The organism is Vibrio bathopelagicus (genome assembly GCF_014879975.1).
Taxonomy (GTDB): domain Bacteria; phylum Pseudomonadota; class Gammaproteobacteria; order Enterobacterales; family Vibrionaceae; genus Vibrio; species Vibrio bathopelagicus.
Genome location: NZ_CP062501.1, coordinates 302,162 through 322,094 on the forward strand (window position 1 = coordinate 302,162; position 19,933 = coordinate 322,094).

At 40.2% G+C, this 19,933-nt stretch carries 14 protein-coding genes and 3 pseudogenes; 12 read left to right on the forward strand and 5 right to left on the reverse strand.

Annotated elements, in window-relative coordinates; genetic code table 11:
* The first annotated feature begins 40 nt into the window (after window positions 1-40).
* Complete coding sequence (locus IHV80_RS17780; protein WP_192891678.1) at window positions 41-2,929, forward strand: Ig-like domain-containing protein; 2,889 nt, start codon at window positions 41-43, stop codon at window positions 2,927-2,929.
* A gap of 121 nt (window positions 2,930-3,050) precedes the next feature.
* Window positions 3,051-3,722 carry a helix-turn-helix domain-containing protein gene (locus tag IHV80_RS17785; RefSeq protein WP_226088553.1) on the forward strand — a complete coding sequence of 224 codons (672 nt, stop codon included), beginning with the start codon at window positions 3,051-3,053 and terminating at the stop codon, window positions 3,720-3,722.
* 796 nt (window positions 3,723-4,518) lie between these two features.
* Here the strand turns inward: IHV80_RS17785 and IHV80_RS17790 are convergent.
* Window positions 4,519-4,755 carry a hypothetical protein gene (locus IHV80_RS17790; RefSeq protein ID WP_192891679.1) on the reverse strand — a complete coding sequence of 79 codons (237 nt, stop codon included), beginning with the start codon at window positions 4,753-4,755 and terminating at the stop codon, window positions 4,519-4,521.
* A gap of 999 nt (window positions 4,756-5,754) precedes the next feature.
* On the opposite strand from IHV80_RS17790, the pseudogene IHV80_RS25230 reads away from it, so the two are divergent.
* Window positions 5,755-5,969, forward strand: a pseudogene (locus tag IHV80_RS25230) (AI-2E family transporter); the annotation flags it as partial.
* A 629-nt stretch (window positions 5,970-6,598) separates the two neighbouring features.
* On the opposite strand, the pseudogene IHV80_RS17795 reads toward IHV80_RS25230, so the two are convergent.
* Window positions 6,599-6,769, reverse strand: a pseudogene (locus IHV80_RS17795) (transposase); the annotation flags it as partial.
* Between the two features lie 198 nt (window positions 6,770-6,967).
* On the opposite strand from IHV80_RS17795, the gene IHV80_RS17800 reads away from it, so the two are divergent.
* The 3 genes from IHV80_RS17800 to IHV80_RS17810 all read left to right on the forward strand — a co-directional run bounded on the left by IHV80_RS17800 (window position 6,968) and on the right by IHV80_RS17810 (window position 10,685).
* A complete protein-coding gene (locus tag IHV80_RS17800; protein WP_192891680.1) occupies window positions 6,968-7,903 on the forward strand; it encodes a LysR family transcriptional regulator in 936 nt (311 codons plus the stop codon).
* A gap of 192 nt (window positions 7,904-8,095) precedes the next feature.
* On the forward strand, window positions 8,096-9,205 hold the full coding sequence (locus IHV80_RS17805) for an NAD/NADP-dependent octopine/nopaline dehydrogenase family protein (RefSeq protein WP_192891681.1): 1,110 nt from the start codon (window positions 8,096-8,098) through the stop codon (window positions 9,203-9,205).
* Window positions 9,206-9,278: 73 nt separating this feature from the next.
* Window positions 9,279-10,685 (forward strand): YfcC family protein, encoded by a 1,407-nt coding sequence (locus tag IHV80_RS17810; RefSeq protein WP_192891682.1) that lies wholly within the window; start codon window positions 9,279-9,281, stop codon window positions 10,683-10,685.
* 559 nt (window positions 10,686-11,244) lie between these two features.
* On the opposite strand, the gene IHV80_RS17815 is transcribed toward IHV80_RS17810, so the two are convergent.
* Together IHV80_RS17815 and IHV80_RS17820 are read right to left on the reverse strand one after the other, a co-directional pair.
* A complete protein-coding gene (locus IHV80_RS17815; protein WP_017075737.1) occupies window positions 11,245-11,559 on the reverse strand; it encodes a hypothetical protein in 315 nt (104 codons plus the stop codon).
* A 269-nt stretch (window positions 11,560-11,828) separates the two neighbouring features.
* Window positions 11,829-13,901 (reverse strand): alkyl/aryl-sulfatase, encoded by a 2,073-nt coding sequence (locus tag IHV80_RS17820; protein ID WP_192891683.1) that lies wholly within the window; start codon window positions 13,899-13,901, stop codon window positions 11,829-11,831.
* A gap of 188 nt (window positions 13,902-14,089) precedes the next feature.
* On the opposite strand from IHV80_RS17820, the gene IHV80_RS17825 reads away from it, so the two are divergent.
* Window positions 14,090-15,004, forward strand: a complete 915-nt coding sequence (locus tag IHV80_RS17825; protein ID WP_192891684.1) for a LysR family transcriptional regulator — start codon at window positions 14,090-14,092, stop codon at window positions 15,002-15,004.
* Between the two features lie 56 nt (window positions 15,005-15,060).
* Here the strand turns inward: IHV80_RS17825 and IHV80_RS17830 are convergent, their stop codons facing one another.
* Complete coding sequence (locus tag IHV80_RS17830) at window positions 15,061-15,900, reverse strand: DMT family transporter (protein WP_404818365.1); 840 nt, start codon at window positions 15,898-15,900, stop codon at window positions 15,061-15,063.
* 253 nt (window positions 15,901-16,153) lie between these two features.
* Between IHV80_RS17830 and IHV80_RS17835 the strand changes: the two genes are divergently transcribed.
* The 5 genes and pseudogenes from IHV80_RS17835 to IHV80_RS17860 all read left to right on the forward strand — a co-directional run bounded on the left by IHV80_RS17835 (window position 16,154) and on the right by IHV80_RS17860 (window position 19,837).
* Window positions 16,154-16,543, forward strand: coding sequence for a VOC family protein (locus IHV80_RS17835; RefSeq protein WP_192891686.1), 390 nt, complete (start codon window positions 16,154-16,156; stop codon window positions 16,541-16,543).
* Between the two features lie 51 nt (window positions 16,544-16,594).
* Window positions 16,595-17,119, forward strand: a complete 525-nt coding sequence (locus tag IHV80_RS17840; protein WP_192892164.1) for a hypothetical protein — start codon at window positions 16,595-16,597, stop codon at window positions 17,117-17,119.
* Window positions 17,120-17,347: 228 nt separating this feature from the next.
* Window positions 17,348-17,893, forward strand: a complete 546-nt coding sequence (locus IHV80_RS25475) for an EAL domain-containing protein (protein ID WP_192891687.1) — start codon at window positions 17,348-17,350, stop codon at window positions 17,891-17,893.
* 257 nt (window positions 17,894-18,150) lie between these two features.
* A pseudogene (locus tag IHV80_RS17850) lies at window positions 18,151-18,903 on the forward strand (EAL domain-containing protein).
* A gap of 115 nt (window positions 18,904-19,018) precedes the next feature.
* Window positions 19,019-19,837 (forward strand): helix-turn-helix domain-containing protein, encoded by an 819-nt coding sequence (locus IHV80_RS17860; protein WP_192891690.1) that lies wholly within the window; start codon window positions 19,019-19,021, stop codon window positions 19,835-19,837.
* Window positions 19,838-19,933 lie beyond the last annotated feature (96 nt).

The following is a 19,933-nucleotide window of genomic DNA, read 5'->3' on the forward strand; positions in this document are numbered from 1 at the left end:
CCTTCGTATCAATTCATTTAATGAATGTGTGAGAATAATAATGAAAAAACTATATTTAGCCTTAATAACAGTGCCGTTTGCGCTATTAGGTTGCGGTGGAGAAGGATCGAGTGGTTCATCGTCAAACAATAATGGTTCGGTAGAGCAAGAACCAGTGGTTTACACCCAAGATGGGATTGTGCGTACTTATACCGAACAAAAACTGTCGGTAGATTTGAGCGAGCGAAACTCTATCTCAAATAGCGAAGCGTTGTTGATTGATGATATCACCAATATTACGGGCAGCAGCCAATGTGACCCTGTTACGGTATCGGGCATGACATTTGAGTTGGACGCTTTTGAAAGTCCGACGATGTGCCAGTATCAATATTCACTGCGTAGTCTTGAGAGTGAAACAACTTTTTCGAATTCAAGAATGATAACGAATGTGCTGGTCGAAAAGCGCAAAATTATCATGCCAAATAGTCGTGCTAGTCTGCGTTCACTTCCTTCTACAACGCTTCCACCAATTCAACTCTCTGTTTCTGTCCCTGGAAGCGTAGTTAATATTGATTTGAACGCACAGTTGGCGAGCTTGTACCCGAAAGATAGTGAAGGTAACAACTACGTTCTATCTAGCACGATATTGGTGCTTGGTTCAGGTAGCGCGAAAGCGACAACTGATGACCTAAAAAAGAGTATTGTTGAATACACCAGTGACACCTATGACCTAGGTGGTATTACGCGATTAATATATTCGTTGTCTGACGATTTTGACGGCGACGGTGTAGGGGACTTTAAAGTCGGTGCGATTGATATCAGCGTAAGCGCATCAGGCAGTAACAGTAACCCTGAAACCAAGTATTTCCAGTGGACCAATAACGGTACAGACATAAAAGTTGCCCAGAAATACACGATCGACGTTGCGAGTGATATCAATGCCGAGTGTACCTATGGGCGTGAACCACAAGATACTAAAGGTAGTTGTATTTATGATGCTGATAGCGACTCTTTGCAAATTGTCGGTGTTTATACGTATGACGCTACGGTTGCACCAACAAGCTTAACTCAGTTGGATAATACTAAGTTCGATGTGACTTTCAGTCGTACTGGTATACACGATATTAATTACCAAGTTAGCGACCACTTTGGGGGCTTTGCAACGGGTATTGTTCGTGTGTACGTAAAAGATAACAGTGCACCAGTATTACAAAGCAACCCATATATTTGGTACGCCAATGAAAATACTAGTATGTCAATTAACGCTTCTGCTCTCGCAACTGACATTGATGGCGATACAGTAACGTTCAAGTCAGTGACTCAGCCGGCTTCAGGCACGGTGAAAGCTGAAATCTCAACCGATAAGTCAAAGATACAAGTTGATGCTCAAGTTGACTCAGAAGGTACTCACTTCTTCGACGTTGTACTGACAGATGGTAAAGCCGACGTCACGCAACATTGGGTCGTTATTGTTAACTCAAACACGCATTTATCGTTGAAAAGCGAGTTGGAAAGAACGTTTAGTGTGAATGTAAGCACGCCAATCACGATCGATATTTCGTCTTTGATTGAAGGGTATCGCACTGGTGAGCAGGCATCTGTTGAAGTTAAAAGTACGTCAGGTGCGTTACTAGGTACGGTGACAATCTCTGACACGAGTAAGTCCAAAGTGGTCTATACGCCTAATAGTAACGCGATAGGAGTGGATGACTTTATTTTCGAAGTTAAGACGAATTCAGGGGCTGAAATCGCTGGCAACGTGATCGTTCATGTTGGCAACCCGCCTGCATTAGAGATCGCGGTGATTGACGCGACAGAAGGGCAAGATGACCTTATTACCGCGTCAGTGACCTGTGAATATTGTGATGTGAGTAAATATGAATACGAATGGGTGATCAACGGTGAAACAGTCTCTAGGGACAAGTCTTTTACCATTACACCAGAGCAACGTATTTACAATGTGACGCTTTTGGTGATTGGCTACGACGTATTTGGCCAAGTGACGTATGAGCTAGGTTCGTTTGATTTCTTTAAAATTGTTATCGGTTCGTTCGACCAGCCAGCGAAAGATTGTCAGGATATTTTCTCGACATATAACTCTCCGTTCGCTCTGAAAGCTAACGATGGCGAATATTGGTTAAGAAGTGCAAACAATACTTACACCTACAAAACCCAGTGTGACATGGTTTCTCAAGCTGAAGCGGACGCATCTGACAAAACCGTGGGTGGCTACACACTCGTCTGGTCTTACTCAGAGAAAACGAACTTACAGCGTTTTGGTGGAAATACCAACGTGTTCTCTCAGCGTGGTAAAAATGTAGCGTTTAATGGCTCTTTGTTTACGAATGGTCGAGGGTTAGTGACTACAGAAAGTGGAACTGTGAACTACAACGATTTCCGTGTAACGAACTCTGAAATGAGTAATAAATACGGCTTGTCGTATTCAAGAGTTACTTATACCTCAGACGCTTCAATCAAAACGATTAACAAAGATCCAGACAACACAGTGCAAAACTGGTACATGCAAACCTCCAGCCCGGTAACTTTCTATAAGGGTGACATTAGCTTTGCTAGTGGAAGTATTCAATCTGGAGTTTATGGCAAACTTAACGGAAACCACTTTTCAGGGAAGTACAGATCATCCCGTGTCGTTGACTTATCAAGTGACGACGGTGGAGATCTGGGAAATATGACAATTTATGGTGGTGGATATGGATTTCACTACACTGTAGATGAAGTTATTTACGGCCAATACTTGAACAACTTTTGGGGTTTTTGGGGTGAGAATGACCATCAACTCGATTTATTTGGCCTTTGTACAAGCCCTACGCTAATAACCTTGGGAGGTGTAAGGGCTTATGGTTGTAACGGAGATGGTGCTGGAGCTAAAACATATCATACTTCTGTTAATAAAGGGGAAGGATATGTAGCACAGTGGTGGGCTCAATAACTAAAATAATTCGAAACAAATGGGCCCATAAATTATGGGCTCTTTCATGTTGATTGCTTATATAAAGTGGTAGGCTTATCCTAATAAATAAAATAACTATTATAATGAAAGGTGTTTGAATATGACAATGAAATTCAAAGATAACTTATTCTTATGGATTAAAATGAAAGGGTTATCAAGAAAGGAAATAATTGCTCTTCTTCAAAGTAAATGTTACGAAGAATTTAAAGGTTTAGATGAAATAACATTAAGCCGTTGGTTGAATGGGAAGAGCACTCCCCCAACATACAAGCAGTTATATATAGCGAAGATTTTAGATGTTGATTTGAAAGAGTACATTCAATCACTGGATTTATCTAATGTTAAGAATCCACTGAAATACAATACAATTGTTTATAATTTAACCAAAGTTCTGGATTTTTCAATTTCCGTTCTTTCTTATCGTTATGTACCTAAGGTCGTTAGTTCCGAGGTTTCTAACGATAGCTATCAAGAACACCTTGAAAAATTCGGCGAGTTTTATGGGAATATTTCATCTTTAAAAGAGTTTAAAAATGATTTATATACCATGGGAAGTAATATCGATTACAAAAGTGTTGTAATTAAAAATGGAGAAGATGAGATAATAGGTCATTGGTCTGGTATTCTTGATATAGAAAAACTAAATGGTTCCCCATCGTTTATCACTATACCTTCAAACGAAATTGATAAAAGTTGTTTAGTTTTTTGGGATATTATGCCAACTCAGAACATTACTTTGAGCTTATCGTTCAAGCCATTTGTTTATATTTGATATCTTATTATAAAACTAAAGATTACATTTATTTTTTAATGTGGATTGCCGTCCGATAATTGAATTTTGCAAGTTAATATTTAATGCGGAAGAAGTTAAATATTACCCGCCATTAGATGAAAAAGATAAAATGGGCGTGTACTTGCTTAAATTTGACATTATTAAGTCCATTGCTAACCCTATTCTATTGTCCATGATACAACAAAAGTTAAATTGTCTTTCGACATGCAATTATGAAAGTTGTAAACTATGTAATTTACAAGAGGTTGAAAATAACACAAGATAAAAATTAATGTAAGGTATTGTGTTACAGGAATTTAATAATAAGGACAGTGGAGTCTTAAATATAAAATAATACAGTGGGATGTTATATTTTAATTGGAAAAGTATTATACAAATAACCTTGTAACGCCCAAGTGATTTTTAGATTTTTAGATATCCATTCCTTATCCCTCTCACTTTCTATATATTCCACAATTAATTTTAAATTGTACTTTTCAAGTATCGCTTCAATAGATCTTAAATTGTTTTTATAGACAAAAAGTCAACTTTAATAAAGTTATACACATTGGCATTCAACTCGTCACGTCTAAAATCATCTTCGTTAATTTCATAATCATCCAAAGCTAATAATACTTTATTATTTTTTAAAAGCATATACCTTCATCTATTTTTGAACATTTTCCGCAAATATCTCGCTCCGTTAATTCTATTATCAAATTGATATTTTTTCTTTGATTTTTAGACAATATAACAATATCACAAAGAAGAAATTTGTCACATAAGTGGCTTCTTTCTAAATTAACAAAAGGTTTTTACCTGATAAAATATCCCCTCCATCTTCTATGTAACTCTCTATACGTCTCATTAATCTCTTGGCTGAATGAGGGAATATTAAGCCTTTATTGTATATTTCATCAACTTGTGCAACAGAAAATCCTTTAGCATCGATTAGTATTTCATAACCTATGTTTATCCCGTCTAAATTAGTTATTTCTTGTAGTTTGTAATTAAGGTTATGTTTATTTACCATGTTTCGCCCTGATAAGTATTGGTCAAAAGAAAACACATGCTTTAAATTCCTCTCAGGTTTTAGTGAAATAATTTATTATCAATTAAAGGTTCATTTGAGAACCGCCAAAACGCATACCATTGTTAACAATCAAAAAAATATTCAGTAATCATTGAGTAATTAATATCAAACCCTAGAGCATATTGAATCAATCAACTCTCTTTCTTCTTCAGTTAGAATTAGTTCTTTCTTATCAAAACCTCCTAATCTAGAATTAATAATATCTCTTAATTCTCTTAACTGGTGACTTTTCAACCTCATCAATTCACATTTAATCATATTAAATTCATTTTCATCCATCACAAAACCGAAATGCCAATAATGCCTAAATAAACACTACCACTACTGGGGGGCGCCTAGTTAGCACTCGATAATTATTTTTCTGGATCATGCTAATAAATATTAAGATTTCATTTGACTATAAATATAACTCGACAATTTCTGCACATGTACTTTTCTTTAATTCCAATTAATTTTTCAATTAGCGTCCTATGAATTCTTACAATAACACGTCTACTACACCTACATTCCATCTGAGAGCTTGGTCCTTAACCTCACATAAAAAAACAATATAAGTAAGAATTGCGAGAATTTGTTAGCATTTGGGCTTTTTATTAAATAGAGGTGCTAATAATAATTATTGTTAATAATGGATATTAAATGCTTTAAATACTTTAAATATTTAATAACCCTCACCAGGCCTCCCCCTCTCCACAGAAAGATGTCAGGTGGTTTTAACCTGACATCACAACTTGTTGTGTGGATCTTTTCTTGATTCATACCTTCTATTGGTCGCGTAGTTTAATCAAAACGAAAATTAGGAAAGTTTGTCGGGCAAAACGTTCAATCAAAATTATCGAAGCTAATCGGCTTACCCATTACAGTGATCTGTAACTTAAATTCAGAGGCTCGGTGTTTCAAGAACCTTGTCAGAGATGTCAGTTACTTGACCTCTATGATATTGACTTGCGTTATTCAGCACTATTGGCTGTTACAGTAGGTTTTTCGGGTGTTGTTTCCATATATCGGTGTTGTGCAGTGACGGTTCCAGTGGCGATTGCTTGCCTGTGGGGATTCTGTGTGTTCTTTGCGATCCAACTTCCACGCTGATGAAAGCTGTGTGGAATCCCTTACCGAGTCATGCATTAGACGATGACCCTGAGCTCTCGCACTAATTAATGTCTTAGATCGTTTCTCGTATACAGTGATTAAAATAGTGAAAATTAATACCTTCACAGACAACATTAGCTAGAAATTTATTCACTACTCAAAGCCCCCTTATTAGGGGGGGGGGGGGAAACTGAAATGTGTTCAGTTTTAATGGATGGTTGAATTTGATCAACTGATTACAAATGTTGATCAGTTCAAAAATTACTGGGCTCTGGGTTAAGCGACTTACTAAACTTATAAGTTGCGAACTCAACAAATCATTAGCAAACTTTTGCCCCAAAATCATTCAGATTAAATACTCTACAAAGTTTAGTGGCGTGCTTTTTCCCTAGCAAATCTAATCCGAATTAAGAAGAGCAGACCATTATCATTTTGGGAGTGAATAGGTTGGAAATCGTATTTTTCAGAACCAGTCGGAGTTATACGGAAAGTTTCAGTAATTCCCATAAGCTACATAGTACGGGATTTTGATTGAGCGTAACCATAATTATCTCCATGAACGGTTGCATATAAGTACGGAAGAAATCCGTCTATTAACCGTTAGGCTTCTCAAGGAAATCTGTTCATATGGAATCATTTAGTTTTATTCATTTACCAGTCATTACTGCTGCAATTAGTGCAGTTGTGCTGGTCTCTGTTGACCGGTCTTAGCGTCTTTATTGGTAATCTTACGCAAACCATAGAGCTGAGATTCATGCAAAGAAAGCTGTCTTGCTGCCGCAGCTACTCCTACTTTCTCTGCTAGCTTCAGCGCTTCTGCTTTAAATTCAGGGTAATGTTTAATTCTAGTTTTCTTGGTTGTCACTGTTTACCTCGTTAGTGATTGCACTCACTTAACTCGATGTCCAAAATTGCTGGGGAAGTTCACTGTTTAAAACGACTTTTAGTTGAGTTTTATCCACTTTAAAGTTGCCAAAAAATTATTGATTACTCATAGCAGCTCAAGGTATTCCACTAGAGCTTCTGGTAATTTCATCGATCCCTGTATCCAGAGCCGTATGTAATGAAGCTAACCCAACTCAATGCTTTTAAAGCCATTGTTGAATGTCAAACCGTCACTGCCGCGGCAGAGCGCTTATCACTTAGTCAATCCGCCGTCAGTCGACTATTAGCCAGTTTAGAACAAAGAATTGGCTTTCAACTTTTTAATCGTAAACGAAATCGCTTGGAGCTTAGCAGTGAGGGAGAAGCCTTCTATATTGAAGTATCCAAAGTCTTTGATGCTGTATCAAGTCTCGATCACGCTGCGCATTCAATTCGCTCGCGCCATTTCGGGACACTGAATATTGCTGCGATGCCTCTTCTCTCAAACGCCTTTTTGCCCAGAATCTTGGCGGTCTTTTTAAAGCAAGCGCCTAAAGTCAAAGTCGGGTTTAAAACATATCGTTCCGAAGAGGTGATTCAGCGGGTTCAAAGCCAAACAACAGACATTGGCTTTGCGTTTATTGATGAGCATCTCGCGGGTGTAAAAGCACAAAAAGTAGAATGCGAATGCGTCTGTCTTATTCCCTCCGATTCGCCACTGGCCAAACGCTCGGTCATAGACATCTACGATATTGCGGGTCAAGTGCTCATCCGCCACGAAAAGGATATTACTCAGAGAAGAGTCGATGCATTGTTACGCCGCTATGACCTATCAACGATTGAGCAAATCGAAGTCTCACTGGCAAGCACCGCTGCAACCTTAGTTCGAGAAGGTGTAGGGATCGCGATCACTGATCCATTTACCGCTTACATGGAAAGCGAGCACCCAAAGGTCGTAATGAAACCGCTTGTATTCGGCCTGCCGTTTGAATTTGATATTCTCTACCCTTCGTTAAAGCCCATTCACCGAAATGCGGAACAGTTCATTGAGCAATTCATGTTGCAAGCTGACGCGATGAATATTCAGCTCAAAATTGGGCCAATGCGAAACCTCAGTGAATATGATTCTGAGTAAGTTCACAGTTACAGAGATGCCAGACTATTTTGGTGTAATCAATTTATACTAATAAGGTCAATGCTTTGAGATAACACTAGTCGCTCATCATTCCTTTTTTGCATACCAGTCTCCAGCTTAGTCATTGGCGACGAATATGCCTTCTTCCTTAAGCTCTCAACCAGAAAAACAAAAATTAATAAGGAAGAAATTATGAAAACGCGCGTCTCTGTGATTGGTTCCGGTAATGCTGGATTAACAGCGGCCTATCACTTTACCCTGCAAGGTGCTGATGTCTGCCTCTATGGCTCGCCAGGTTTTGACCATCCTCTGGCAGACATAGAGCAACGAGGAGGGATCTGTGCACTTGAAAGCTTTAATGACGTTGAACTGACTTACAGTGGCTTTCAGGCGTGTGACAAAATTAGCCGCGATCTAGCGGAGACAGTCTCATATGCTGACTTACTCGTCTTACCGGTTCCATCATTTGCGCAAGAGCCACTCTTTACTCAAATGCTGCCTCATTTATGTGATGGCCAAATCATCATGCTTATGCCAGGGAATTATGGGTCATTAGCGCTTAATCGAATTAAAAATGAACATGGGTTTGCTCATTTAGATATCACTTTTGTCGACGCAATTTCGATTCCTTGGGCAACTCGAATTGTTGGGCCTGCAGAGATTGCTATTTTAGGTATGAAAGAGCACCTTCCTGTCGCCGCTTATCCTGCACATCGCACGGAAGAGGCTATTGCAGCCTTACAAACTGTGATGCCTTTGCCTCTAACAAAGCTTAGTAATGTCATTGAAGCCGGATTAGAAAACATCAACTTTGGCGGGCATCCATTACTAACAACGCTCAATATTGGCTTACTAGAAAACTTCGATGGCCAATTCAATTACTACAAAGATTGCTGCTCAGTTTCAACAGCAAAAGCGGCAGCAGTAATGGAGTCAGAGCGTCAATCCATAGGCAAAGCGCTAGGATTACAACTGTTGCCTGAGCTTCAAGCAATGAATGCCCTTTACGGTATGAAATGTGAAAGTGTTTATGAGGTTAACCGCACTTCAGAAACCCACGGCAAACTGAACAGCGCACCCAATTCAGCCAGCAACCGATACATCACAGAAGATGCCGCTTACCTTCTCGTCCCTTGTTACGAGCTTGGTAAACTGGTCGGTATTGACACACCTATGGTGACATCATGTCTGCACATCGACAATGCGTATAACGAGACCAATTATTTCGAGTCTGGAAGAACATTAAAAAAAATGGGACTTGGCGATATGTCTGCTCAACAGATCATGGAATTCGTTAACTAACGTGAAGGAACAGCTTTTAGGCTAAATCCGACCAATGGGGCTTCGGCCCCATAAGGAACAAAAGGACATCGTAATGACAAAATTTAAATTCCCTTCTGCCTATACAATTTTGATGATACTGACCGTACTAATGGCCATTTTAACTTGGGTTATTCCGGCCGGTCAGTACCAGATGAAAACCAATGAAACACTAGGCCGTATGGTACCAATGGTTGGTACGTATCAAACCGTTGATTCAAACCCTCAAGGTGTCGTCGATATTTTAATGGCACCAATTCAAGGCTTCTATGACCCAGATAGCTATGTGGCGCGTGCAGTGGACGTCGCCCTATTTGTATTGGTTATCGGTGGATTTTTGGCTGTAGTAACCCAAACTGGCGCGATTGATGCTGGTATCGCCGGAACCATGAAACGCCTATCAGGTCGCGAGAAATGGATGATCCCTATTCTAATGGGGTTGTTTGCGCTGGGTGGCACCGTTTACGGCATGGCGGAAGAAACTATTCCTTTTTACGCTCTGCTGATACCGGTAATGATCGCAGCAGGCTACGACAGTATCGTTGGCGTTGCTATTATCATGGTTGGTGCTGGTATTGGCTGTTTAGGCTCTACTATTAACCCTTTTGCAACTGTCATTGCCTCTAACGCAGCTGAAATCAATTTTATGGAGGGCTTTGCTCTGCGTGCCGTGATCCTTGTTCTTGGTTGGATCGTTTGTGTTATCTATGTCATGCGCTATGCAGAGAAAGTGAAAAATAACCCTGAGCTTTCAATCGTCGCTCACCAGAAAGAGTCAAACTTAGAATATTTCCTGCACAGTAAAAAGCAAGAAACACCAGAGTTAAACAACACACGTAAAGCAGTACTGGCTATCTTCGGTTTAACTTTCGCCGTTATGATGTGGGGTGTATCCGCAGCAGGATGGTGGATGGCTGAACTCTCCGCTCTATTTCTTGGCTCAAGCATTCTTGTTGGCTTCGTTGGCCGGATGTCAGAAGTTGAAATTACCGAAAGTTTCGTAAACGGAGCGCGCGATCTGCTGGGAGTGGCCCTGATCATCGCTATTGCTCGTGGCCTCGTGGTCGTCATGGATAACGGCAACATAACCCACACCATTTTGCATTACGCGGAAGGCTTATTAGGCGGGTTAAACGAAATCGCATTTATCAATGCTATCTACTGGGTTGAAGCCGTTATGTGTTTGGTCGTTCCGTCTTCTTCAGGGCTTGCGGTACTCTCAATGCCAGTCCTTGCCCCACTCGCGGATTTTGCTGGTGTTGGCCGTGAACTGGTTGTCACTGCCTACCAATCTGCCTCTGGTTTACCAAACCTTGTGACACCGACATCGGGTGTGGTGATGGGCGGTCTAGCCATTGGGCGAGTCGCTTACTCATCTTGGCTAAAATTCATTGGTCCATTGCTTGGCGTACTTTGTACCATGATCATGATTCTTCTAAGTATTGGTGTTGTGATCAGCTAATATGGCGAAGTATACATCCAACAGCAACGTTAATTAGCTGTAGATTAAAGTTCATCTCGGGGTTGGCTATCCCCTTTAGAGATGAACTTTCTTTGTTCAGCCATTCATGAATAGTGACAAAGTTGCATATTGAGTTGCTGATAGGTTGATTTAACGCAGTCTTAAGAAAGAGAAACAGCGCGAAGGTGCTCTGCTCCAGTGGAACTGGACACTTCACTAAGCGACTTTCCGATACCAAAAGTTATCCGCATTAATCTAATTTTAGTGGCGACTCTAAGAAAGGTTTTGTCCAAAATCTTGATATGTTGAATTTGTATTCCGCCACGATATCAAGCTCTAGCTCGTCCGGGTGTTTACCATCAGCTAGTTATTACGCAGCAGAGACATCGAGAATTCGGGTGAAGTTATATCCCTCCTCAATTACGGTTTAGGTGTCCCCAAACGGTCGATTTCTTGGTGCCTAAACCTATGCGAGCACCCCAAGCCGTTGCAGCTGGAGTTACTACACTGCCGCTGTAACTAGTATTGTTAGTGATAACTTCTCATTGGCGATAGGCTTTTATATTGATGTTAAAAATTCGAGCGCGCGCTGCTCATTAGCCCTGCATTCGCTAGTGGCCATCGTGCCGTGTTTTAGCTTGATTAAAGTCTCAGCACTCACCCTTTTAAATATCTGTTCATGGTCATATCGGCTTTCAACCAATGTGGAAAGGTCAGCGTAAGAGGCTGGCGTGCTTTCTACTTGCTCGAACAATACGCATGCCTGCATTACTCCCATCATCTCTGATATGTCATCCTGATCGTTGCTAAACCAGCCTGCTGAGGCTGTGAATGATGTTGTTGTGATTAATGCTGTTAGTGCCAGTTTTTTCATTGTTCAGTCTTCCATTGTATTAATCGGCTTTTGCCATATTTAAGCGGTTATGTCCCGCTTTGTGGTAAGTACCTGGTGTACGTACTATAAAAAGTATGGGAACGGAGGTTTTACCATTTTGTGCCATGTTGTAATTAATGCTGTTGGAAGAGTGGTTGGTCACTTTGAATAACCAAAGAAGCCTCAACCAATCGAATCGGTTGAGGCTTTATCGTTAATAGCCATCTTGCCTTTTTAGGCTTTGTTTGACGCTGTTATCGCTTTATCGCTTAATGAGCGTGTACCGATGAATCTTGGTATAGCTCGGCATCCACCTCTTCGCCTTTATTCGGGCGAGGTACAATCTCAAACGAGGTGTCAGCTTCAGTCAGTGAAGACAACAGTTTGTTCAGAGATGATTTGTCACCTTTCACGCCTGCTTGGCCATCTTCTAACAGTTTATTGAGTGTTGTTTTCTTCAGCACGATGTCAGACACGTCAGACTTATTGATGATCAGTGTCGTATCCGCATCTTGCAGCTCTGAAACTTGAATGTTGTTCAGGTTGCCGTTCGACATCTCTACGTAGTAGAACTCTTTCACGTCAGGCAGCTGAATATTCATGGTAAATGGTGTTTCTTGCGCTTTTAGCGAATCCACTTTTACTGCTAAGTAATCAAGTAGGTTTTCGATGGTCATGTTAGCCAGTACGTCCGGTGACGCGGTTTTTGGTGCGCCCGGTTGTGTGCCAATGCGAAGCTCCTGAGCACCGGTTAGGTAGATGTTTCTCCAACCTGCACCTTCTGATTGGTAACCTAACTGTTCGTAAGTATCTGCCAATAGGCCACGTGCAACTTTGTTGTCTGGCTCAGCTTGAATCACCTTGTTCAGTGCTGTCGCAACGAAGCGGTATTCACCTTCTTGGAAGTCTTGTTGCGCTTTTTCAATTACCGAATCGCTGCCACCCATGTACTCAACAAACTTGACCGATTCTGGCTTCACTTGCAGTGGGTTAAGGTTGGCTGGATTCATATCAAAGTAGCCAAGGTACATGTTGTACACAGCGCGAGCATTGTGCGAGTAAGTACCGTGGTAACCATTGGTGTGCCAAGATTGTTGAATGCTGTCTGGCATTACTTTGTAGATCTCATCACCAATGTCTTGCAGAACCACGCCGTTATTGGCTAAGCGAAGCGTTTGGTTATGAGTAAAGCCGTAAGCGTCACGCTGCATTTTTAGGTAATCAGAGATCTCTTGTTCACCCCAAATTGGCGATGAGTGAGAAGCAAACAACACTTCGGTTTCTTCCCCCCAAGTCACTAGCATTTCGTTGATTTTCTTAGACCACTTCAAACCATCACGAACTTTCGCGCCGCGTAGGGTATACAGGTTGTGCATACCTTGGTAAGTCAGTTCACCCGTCCATAGTGCTTTCATGCTCGGGATATAAGTCACCATCTCAGAGGCTGCTTCAGTGCCCGATGCATCCATAAATTGCAGCTCTAAACCGTCGATAACCAGAGTTTCAATTTCTTCGTTGTGATTCAGTTCGTAGTCTGGCAATACGTAGGTAATGCTACCCGTCGATAAGCCTTTTGCCAGCGCAGCATCGACAATACCGTGTTCATGGCGATTCAGTGTTGCACCATATTGATAAGCGGTACGGCGAGACATCGCATTCCCCGCTAACACGTTTTCATCTACGATTTCTTTAGTGATGTTCTTTGAGCCATACACTTTTACATCTGGGTACGCGTCTTTAATTGCGCGGGCACCACCGAAGTGATCGGCGTGTGAGTGCGAATAGATCATCGCAACGATTGGTAAATTGCCACCATCAGGAACATTATTTTGGAAGAAATTCAGTGACTTCTCTGCTGCTTCTTTGGTTAGTAGAACGTCATAAGCGATCCAGCCATTGTCAGTACGGATGAAAGAAATCGAAGCTAAATCGGCGCCGCGGACCTGATAAACCTTACCCGGAACAACTTCATATAAACCTTCTGCAGCTTGGTTCAATACCGCTTGTCGCCATAACGATGGGTTGACTGAATCTGGCGCTTTGTCTGCGTTTGAAACACTAGGTTCGATGAAGTTAAAGCTATTGCGAATGATGTCGCCCGTTTCTTGGTCGAAGCTCGCAATAAGACCTTTGTTGTTATTGTCGAAGGCACGAGTGTCGGCAAAGTTAAGTGTTTTTGCGAACTCTTGGTTTGCTTGTGCCGTCATCTCTGTCGCGTCTTTGCCACCTTGGTCACCAATCTCGCTAAAATGAGCATGGTCGTGGTTCGCTGCAATAGATGGAAATGCGAGAGAAATTGCAAGGAACAGTGATGCGTTTTTGAATGTGCGTGCAGTTGTCATTGGAGCCTCTTCAATTCGGGTTTCGTTTCGATGAGGAGATTGTATGACTAACACATATAGCAAAAAATAAAGTAAGCTTTATTTAACACATCACGAACTGTTATGTGTTGTGCTTGTATAAAGTGAGATATTGAAAACTAAACCTTGTCGTATGTTCAATACGACCGCAGCGAACATGGAGAGTGGCCGTGAGTGATGTTGAAAAGTTAGACCTGAATCTATTGAGCGTGTTTTTGGAAGTGTATCGATTAAAGTCGATCACCTTAGCATCAGAATCTCTTGGGATGACTCAACCAGGGGTCAGCGGAGCATTGAAGCGATTGCAATCTCAACTTGATACTGACCTTTTTATTCGCGAAGGGCGAGGGATCACGCCTACCAATGCTGCCGTACAACTGGCAAGCCGAGTAGAGCCCGCGTTAGAGGGAATTACGAGCGCGGTCAGCACCTTAAAGCAGTTTGATAATCAGCAGCATCACGTGTTTCGAGTTCTGGTTAACGAGATCGGCCTAACCAAACTTCAACCCCTTGTTGAGCAAGATGAAACCTTGGGAAACATCTCAATCGAGTTCAATATGGTGCCGAATAATGAAGAAGACTTACTGCAAAGTTTGAGCATGCAGCAAGCGGACTTAGCGATCGATATTCATTATCCGCAAGTCAATGGATACATGAAACAACCTGTGATTGAAGATGAGCTGGTGCTCATTGCCAGAAAGGGGCACCCAAGAATTAATGGCTCGGTGACAGAAGAGCAGTATTACAACGAAAAGCACGTTACTTTTCGCATGCGTCGTACTCGCTTGTATACGGCGGAATACTTTACCAAATCTCCACTTAAGCAAAGAAAGGTCAGCGCAGAGTGTGACTCGCTAATGACGATGTGTGTGTTGGTGTCGGGCTCTGAATGTGTCGGCAGTACGTCGCGTGATTTTGCCAATCAGTTTGCAAAACCCTTCCAGCTTCAGGTGCTAGATCAGCCATTCGAGGTTCTACCTATGCAGCAATATATGATCTGGCATAAAAGAACCGATTTGAATGCGGCTCATCAGTGGTTAAGAGATAAGATCCAACAATATATGAAGAAGTCTGAGATCAGCTGAATTCAAAAGATACGTATGTAAAAACGGCCTCTAAATGAGGCCGTTTCTGTATCTGCTTATTCCGCTTTTCGTTTTCGCTTTTGGCGCGCATTCTTAATCATCTGAACAGGGGATAAGCCAGTGACTAACATGGTGCCAGTGATAACTAGAATAGATCCGACAATGGTATTAATGCCGATTACTTCGTCTAGGAACAAACTACCCCAAAGGATACCAAAAACCGGGACTAAGAAAGTTACCGAGAGTGCCGAAGGTGCGCCGAGTTCAGAGATGAGATTGAAATACAGTAGGTACGCTAATCCAGTACAAATCGCACCCAACAAGATAACCGATGTTGTGATTGTGAGGTCGGGTGCTTCTCTTATCGGAAAAAAGAAGACGAACGGCAACACGAGTAATACGGCTGCCCACATGCTGCCATGGGCGTTATTGAAGGCTTCAACTTTTGGTGCTGTTTTAGTGTAGTTAGAGGCGATACCGTAGCTAAATGCGGCCATTACCGCGGCAAAAATAGGAACAATGGCTTCTTGGCCGATGTTTATCGCATCCCAACCAACTAACACGCCTACACCAGTTACCCCAATACCTAATCCAAGTAATACCTTTCTTTCAAGTGCGGTTTTCGTCCATATCGCACCAATGATTGCCGCCCATATCGGTGCCGTAGAGTTCAAAATCGCAAGGGTTGAAGCATTCAAAGTTTGAGCTGCATAAGCGAAACACAAAAAAGGAAGCGCGGTGTTAAACAAGCCAAGAATGAAAAAGTGTTTCGAATGAGTATTAAAAGAGAGCTTCCTTTTCAGATAAAAAGAAACCAAGAGTAGGGTAACTGCTGCGCACAGAACTCGCGCTTCAATTAGGACTGCTGGGCCTAAAGGGTTGGCTGCGATTCTCATGAAAAGAAATGAACCACCCCATATCGCAGCGAGGATAATTAGTTTTATAAAGCTCACAGCATGAACCTCTGAAGATGTAAAACACCGACTATGAATCAAAGCTATGTATTACACAAACTTAGATCTTAACATTGGCAACTGTCGGTATAGGTTCGAGCTCTTAAATAGGAATAGATTTGATTGATTTCGTTCTGTTTATTGATCCTGATTTGATGAGTAATCTAGCGTTATACATCAAACTTAGGTGAACAAAATGAAGATTGAACACATCGCAATTTGGACCAAACAACTCGAAGTGTTGAAACGATTTTATGAAGACTATTTCGGCGCGACATCGAACTCAAAATACCATAACCCAACCAAAGGTTTCTCTTCATACTTCCTCTCTTTTGAAACAGGAAGTCGTCTAGAGATCATGGAAATGGACTCAGTTCCTGAATCGAAAGATGACCTCTATGATCAGTTTACTGGATTCATTCATATGGCAATTTCTCTAGGATCAGAGCAAGCGGTGGATGAACTCACTAAACGTTTGGTTGAAGATGGTTATGAACGCTTAGATGGCCCAAGAAGAACTGGAGATGGCTATTATGAGAGTTGTGTACTCGATCCTGATGGTAATCGATTGGAACTTACCGTTTAATGTAGAGACTTAATTGAGTTACTCATCTACGAATGGAACTGAGGTATGACAATGATGAAGCACGCTTTGACTTTTCTTTTTGGTCTTGGGCTTATGGGATGTGCTACCTCAGAATCGGTTTATGAACCAGATACTGACTTGAAGCCTGAACCATCACAGCCAGTAGGGTATCTCGGCTTTAAAGCTCATCAAGAGTGGGCTCTTAAATTCAATGACTGCATGGTTTATGATCTCACAGGAGCACAGCCCTACCAATGGTTTGATCGCACATCAGAGTCTGTGAGCTGTTATACGTTTAAGCCAAACGATGCCATTGAACCTTTGTTTGTTTATAGCGAAGCTAACTTCGAAAGTAATCAACTACCACCGATTGACCGCTTCCAAGAGCTACAGGTTACTGAGTCTGGCTGGGGTAAATTTCCTAGCGTCTATGAGACAAACGGCACTAATTGGCTGAGAGTCAAAGAAGGCTGGATTCACCTTACACTAGCCGATCAGACACTCGTACAGTTCTACCCTGGAAGCCAAGACCATTCTGGCAAATCACAACATGATCAGTATTTTGAACAGCATTGAGATTTCGCTGAGATATAATGACATTTTTATATCTAGCCTAAGGAACGTGGTTTACGTATCGGGCTATTCTCCCTTTCTAACATTCCCTTAAAAATAAATTTATAAAGATATGTCATATTCACAACTTCTTGTTGAAGATGACATCGCATCTCAACGTAACCACCAATAGAATAAGTATTTAATAGGCTTTACATGGAAGCTTAATAAATAAGGATTATTTCTGTTGTTATGATTTTTAGTGAAAGTTATGAACTGTATTATAAGCCAAAGTTAGAAAATAAAACTGGAAAGGTGATCGGTATTGAATGCCAACCAAGGTTCAAGGTAGAGAATGGTATTACGCTCAGCTCCAATTTTTTCATAGAAAATATTTATTCGACACATAGAAACTACGAAATGTTCTTGTTTACTCTACAGGAGTCAACCAAGCACTTAAGAGATATAAATACATCATTATGTATTTTCATATCGGTGAAAAGGCAGGATATACTATCGTATGATCTTGCAACATCTATTCGAGTACACTGTGATAATTATGGTTTTTCAACGAGCTCTATTACGCTTCAATTGGACAGTTCACCAACAAATGAAAGTGATAATGTTTTGTTTCTTAAACTCAATGAGCTTAAAGATGCTGGTGTTAATATTTTTATTGGTCAGAATCAATATAGCTATGATAAACGCTATGTAAACTACTATTCAAAAATCGTAAGAAAATTAAAATATAACCTATTGCTATTTAAATCAAAACTATTAGAAATAACGGCTATATAAATCAGATAAAGTATTTGACGATTATCATCAATCCCGCTCTTAACATCCCCCCCCCTATTTTCTACTGATAGAATTGAAATTAAACACCCTATACTCCATTAGTAATTATCCAATAGATGACTTTTTAGCTACTTATTTTTAGTCGAGAATTTATAGATTTCAGGCGTTTATTTCATTCGCATTTATTTTTATAAAAAGTGAAATGTAAAATGAAGAGGATTAAGCCTAATGTATAGAGCCAGCAATGAGGTAAATCTATGAATTCTTTAATTAAGGATGCAATTATTAATTCTAATTACGAATTGCATTATCAACCTAAGATCGATATAAAAACTGGTGACGTTGTTGGAGTAGAATGTCTAGCTAGATTAAAGCTAGTCAATGGCGATGTTCTTTACCCTCAAGAGTTTATGGACGCGGTCTACTCGATGGGTATGAATAATACATTGTTTAAGTTCATTATAAATCAATCGATTAGTGACGTGTTGAGGGTTGATGGGAACATGACAATATCTATTAACTTAAAATGCTCAGATATTTTAAGCAATGATATCGCCCAAGAAATAAAAGAAGTCTGTAACAAACACTCATTCCCTTATGCAAAAATAATTATAGAACTTAGTGAGAAAGATAGAAGGATAAATAATGCTTTATTTATTTGTAAAATAAATGAAATCAGGCTGATTGGATCTAAGATATCGTTAGATGATTTTGGAATTGAGCATTCAAACTTAGATAAACTCCTTGATTTCTACATAGATTAAGTGAAATTTGATCGTTCTATATTAAATTCTAACTATTCTATTGTAAGAAAAATTGTCATGTTATTGGTTTCTGCCTTTAATGCTCATGGAATATATACGGTCGCGGAAGGTGTCGAAGATAATAATACCTTGATGATGGCCGAGAATATGAATTTTCAATGTGTTCAGGGCTTTATTTTTAGTCAGGCGATTAACATAGAACAGTTAAAAGAATTTTGCTCCAGTAGGCTGTTGGTATGTCATTGAGTGTATCTGGAATAACCGCGATTTATCGGTGATAGGAGTTTATTGATATAATACACTATGTTTAAAATGAACAACGATAAATTTGTTTTTCTTGAAAATAGCCAAGGATTAACCATTGTTCAGTAAAAATGAATTCGGAAAGGCACTAAAATATCATAGAGTAAAAAATAACTATTCACAGAAAGATTTGGTCGACGTACTTTCCTTGTCACACATCTCATTTCAAGATGTGACGCAATCAATGATCAGTTTATGGGAATCTCAGAAGAGATCTCCGAGTTTGTTAAAAAGAGTATGTATTGCAAATTTTTTCTTGTGTGACTATAGCTATAGCCCTGATGAAATTCTAAAAATAAAAAAAATAGATAATTATAAGAACCCACTCATTCACAATGATAATGGATATAGGTTAACAATTGATCATATTGCTAAGAAATCAATAGATACCTTGGAGAGTCGAGAGCGTGAAAAGATATTCGACTATCACCAAAGAGTGTATAAAGAAAAGTTAGAATCAGCTTGTTACTATGATGTCGCAGGTGGGAAAGTAGAGTTTATACTGTATTTCTCTGCTAACTTGTTAGTTGGTCACATTGTTAGAAATACTGAATATATCATTAGCATAGGTTCTCAAAACCAAAAAGTAAGGTATGACATTATTAGATATATGTCCCACGACTACTGTGGTATTGAGATTACACTCCCTGTATTGGACCACTCATTCGCCCAATTTATCGATGACTCTAATACGGGGGTGCTATTCGTTAAAAATAAGCGCATCTATACGACGTGTAATTTGTTCGAGCTGCTCTCAAACCCAATGATCTTGGCATTTTATCAAGGTTATACCGATTTTAAGTTTCTGCGCTACGCTGAATTGCTGAAGAAGAGTGATGATGTCTACTCGCGCTTGATTCAGTTAGAGCATGTGTAAGGCTTGATCTGTTCTTGTTACCTTCTTTGTATAGCCGTACAAAGCTTATAGTTACAAATTTTATAACTATAAGCTTTGAGTTTTGTCGTAACCGGT

Bases quoted from the DNA above. Each gene is read 5' to 3' on its own strand.
- IHV80_RS17815 (WP_017075737.1), bottom strand. From the start codon at position 11,559: ATGAAAAAACTGGCACTAACAGCATTAATCACAACAACATCATTCACA.
- IHV80_RS17780 (WP_192891678.1), top strand. From the start codon at position 41: ATGAAAAAACTATATTTAGCCTTAATAACAGTGCCGTTTGCGCTATTA.
- IHV80_RS17840 (WP_192892164.1), top strand. From the start codon at position 16,595: ATGATGAAGCACGCTTTGACTTTTCTTTTTGGTCTTGGGCTTATGGGA.
- IHV80_RS17810 (WP_192891682.1), top strand. From the start codon at position 9,279: ATGACAAAATTTAAATTCCCTTCTGCCTATACAATTTTGATGATACTG.
- IHV80_RS25475 (WP_192891687.1), top strand. From the start codon at position 17,348: ATGATTTTTAGTGAAAGTTATGAACTGTATTATAAGCCAAAGTTAGAA.
- IHV80_RS17800 (WP_192891680.1), top strand. From the start codon at position 6,968: ATGAAGCTAACCCAACTCAATGCTTTTAAAGCCATTGTTGAATGTCAA.
- IHV80_RS17785 (WP_226088553.1), top strand. From the start codon at position 3,051: ATGACAATGAAATTCAAAGATAACTTATTCTTATGGATTAAAATGAAA.
- IHV80_RS17805 (WP_192891681.1), top strand. From the start codon at position 8,096: ATGAAAACGCGCGTCTCTGTGATTGGTTCCGGTAATGCTGGATTAACA.
- IHV80_RS17830 (WP_404818365.1), bottom strand. From the start codon at position 15,900: ATGAGAATCGCAGCCAACCCTTTAGGCCCAGCAGTCCTAATTGAAGCG.
- IHV80_RS17820 (WP_192891683.1), bottom strand. From the start codon at position 13,901: ATGACAACTGCACGCACATTCAAAAACGCATCACTGTTCCTTGCAATT.
- IHV80_RS17835 (WP_192891686.1), top strand. From the start codon at position 16,154: ATGAAGATTGAACACATCGCAATTTGGACCAAACAACTCGAAGTGTTG.
- IHV80_RS17790 (WP_192891679.1), bottom strand. From the start codon at position 4,755: ATGGTAAATAAACATAACCTTAATTACAAACTACAAGAAATAACTAAT.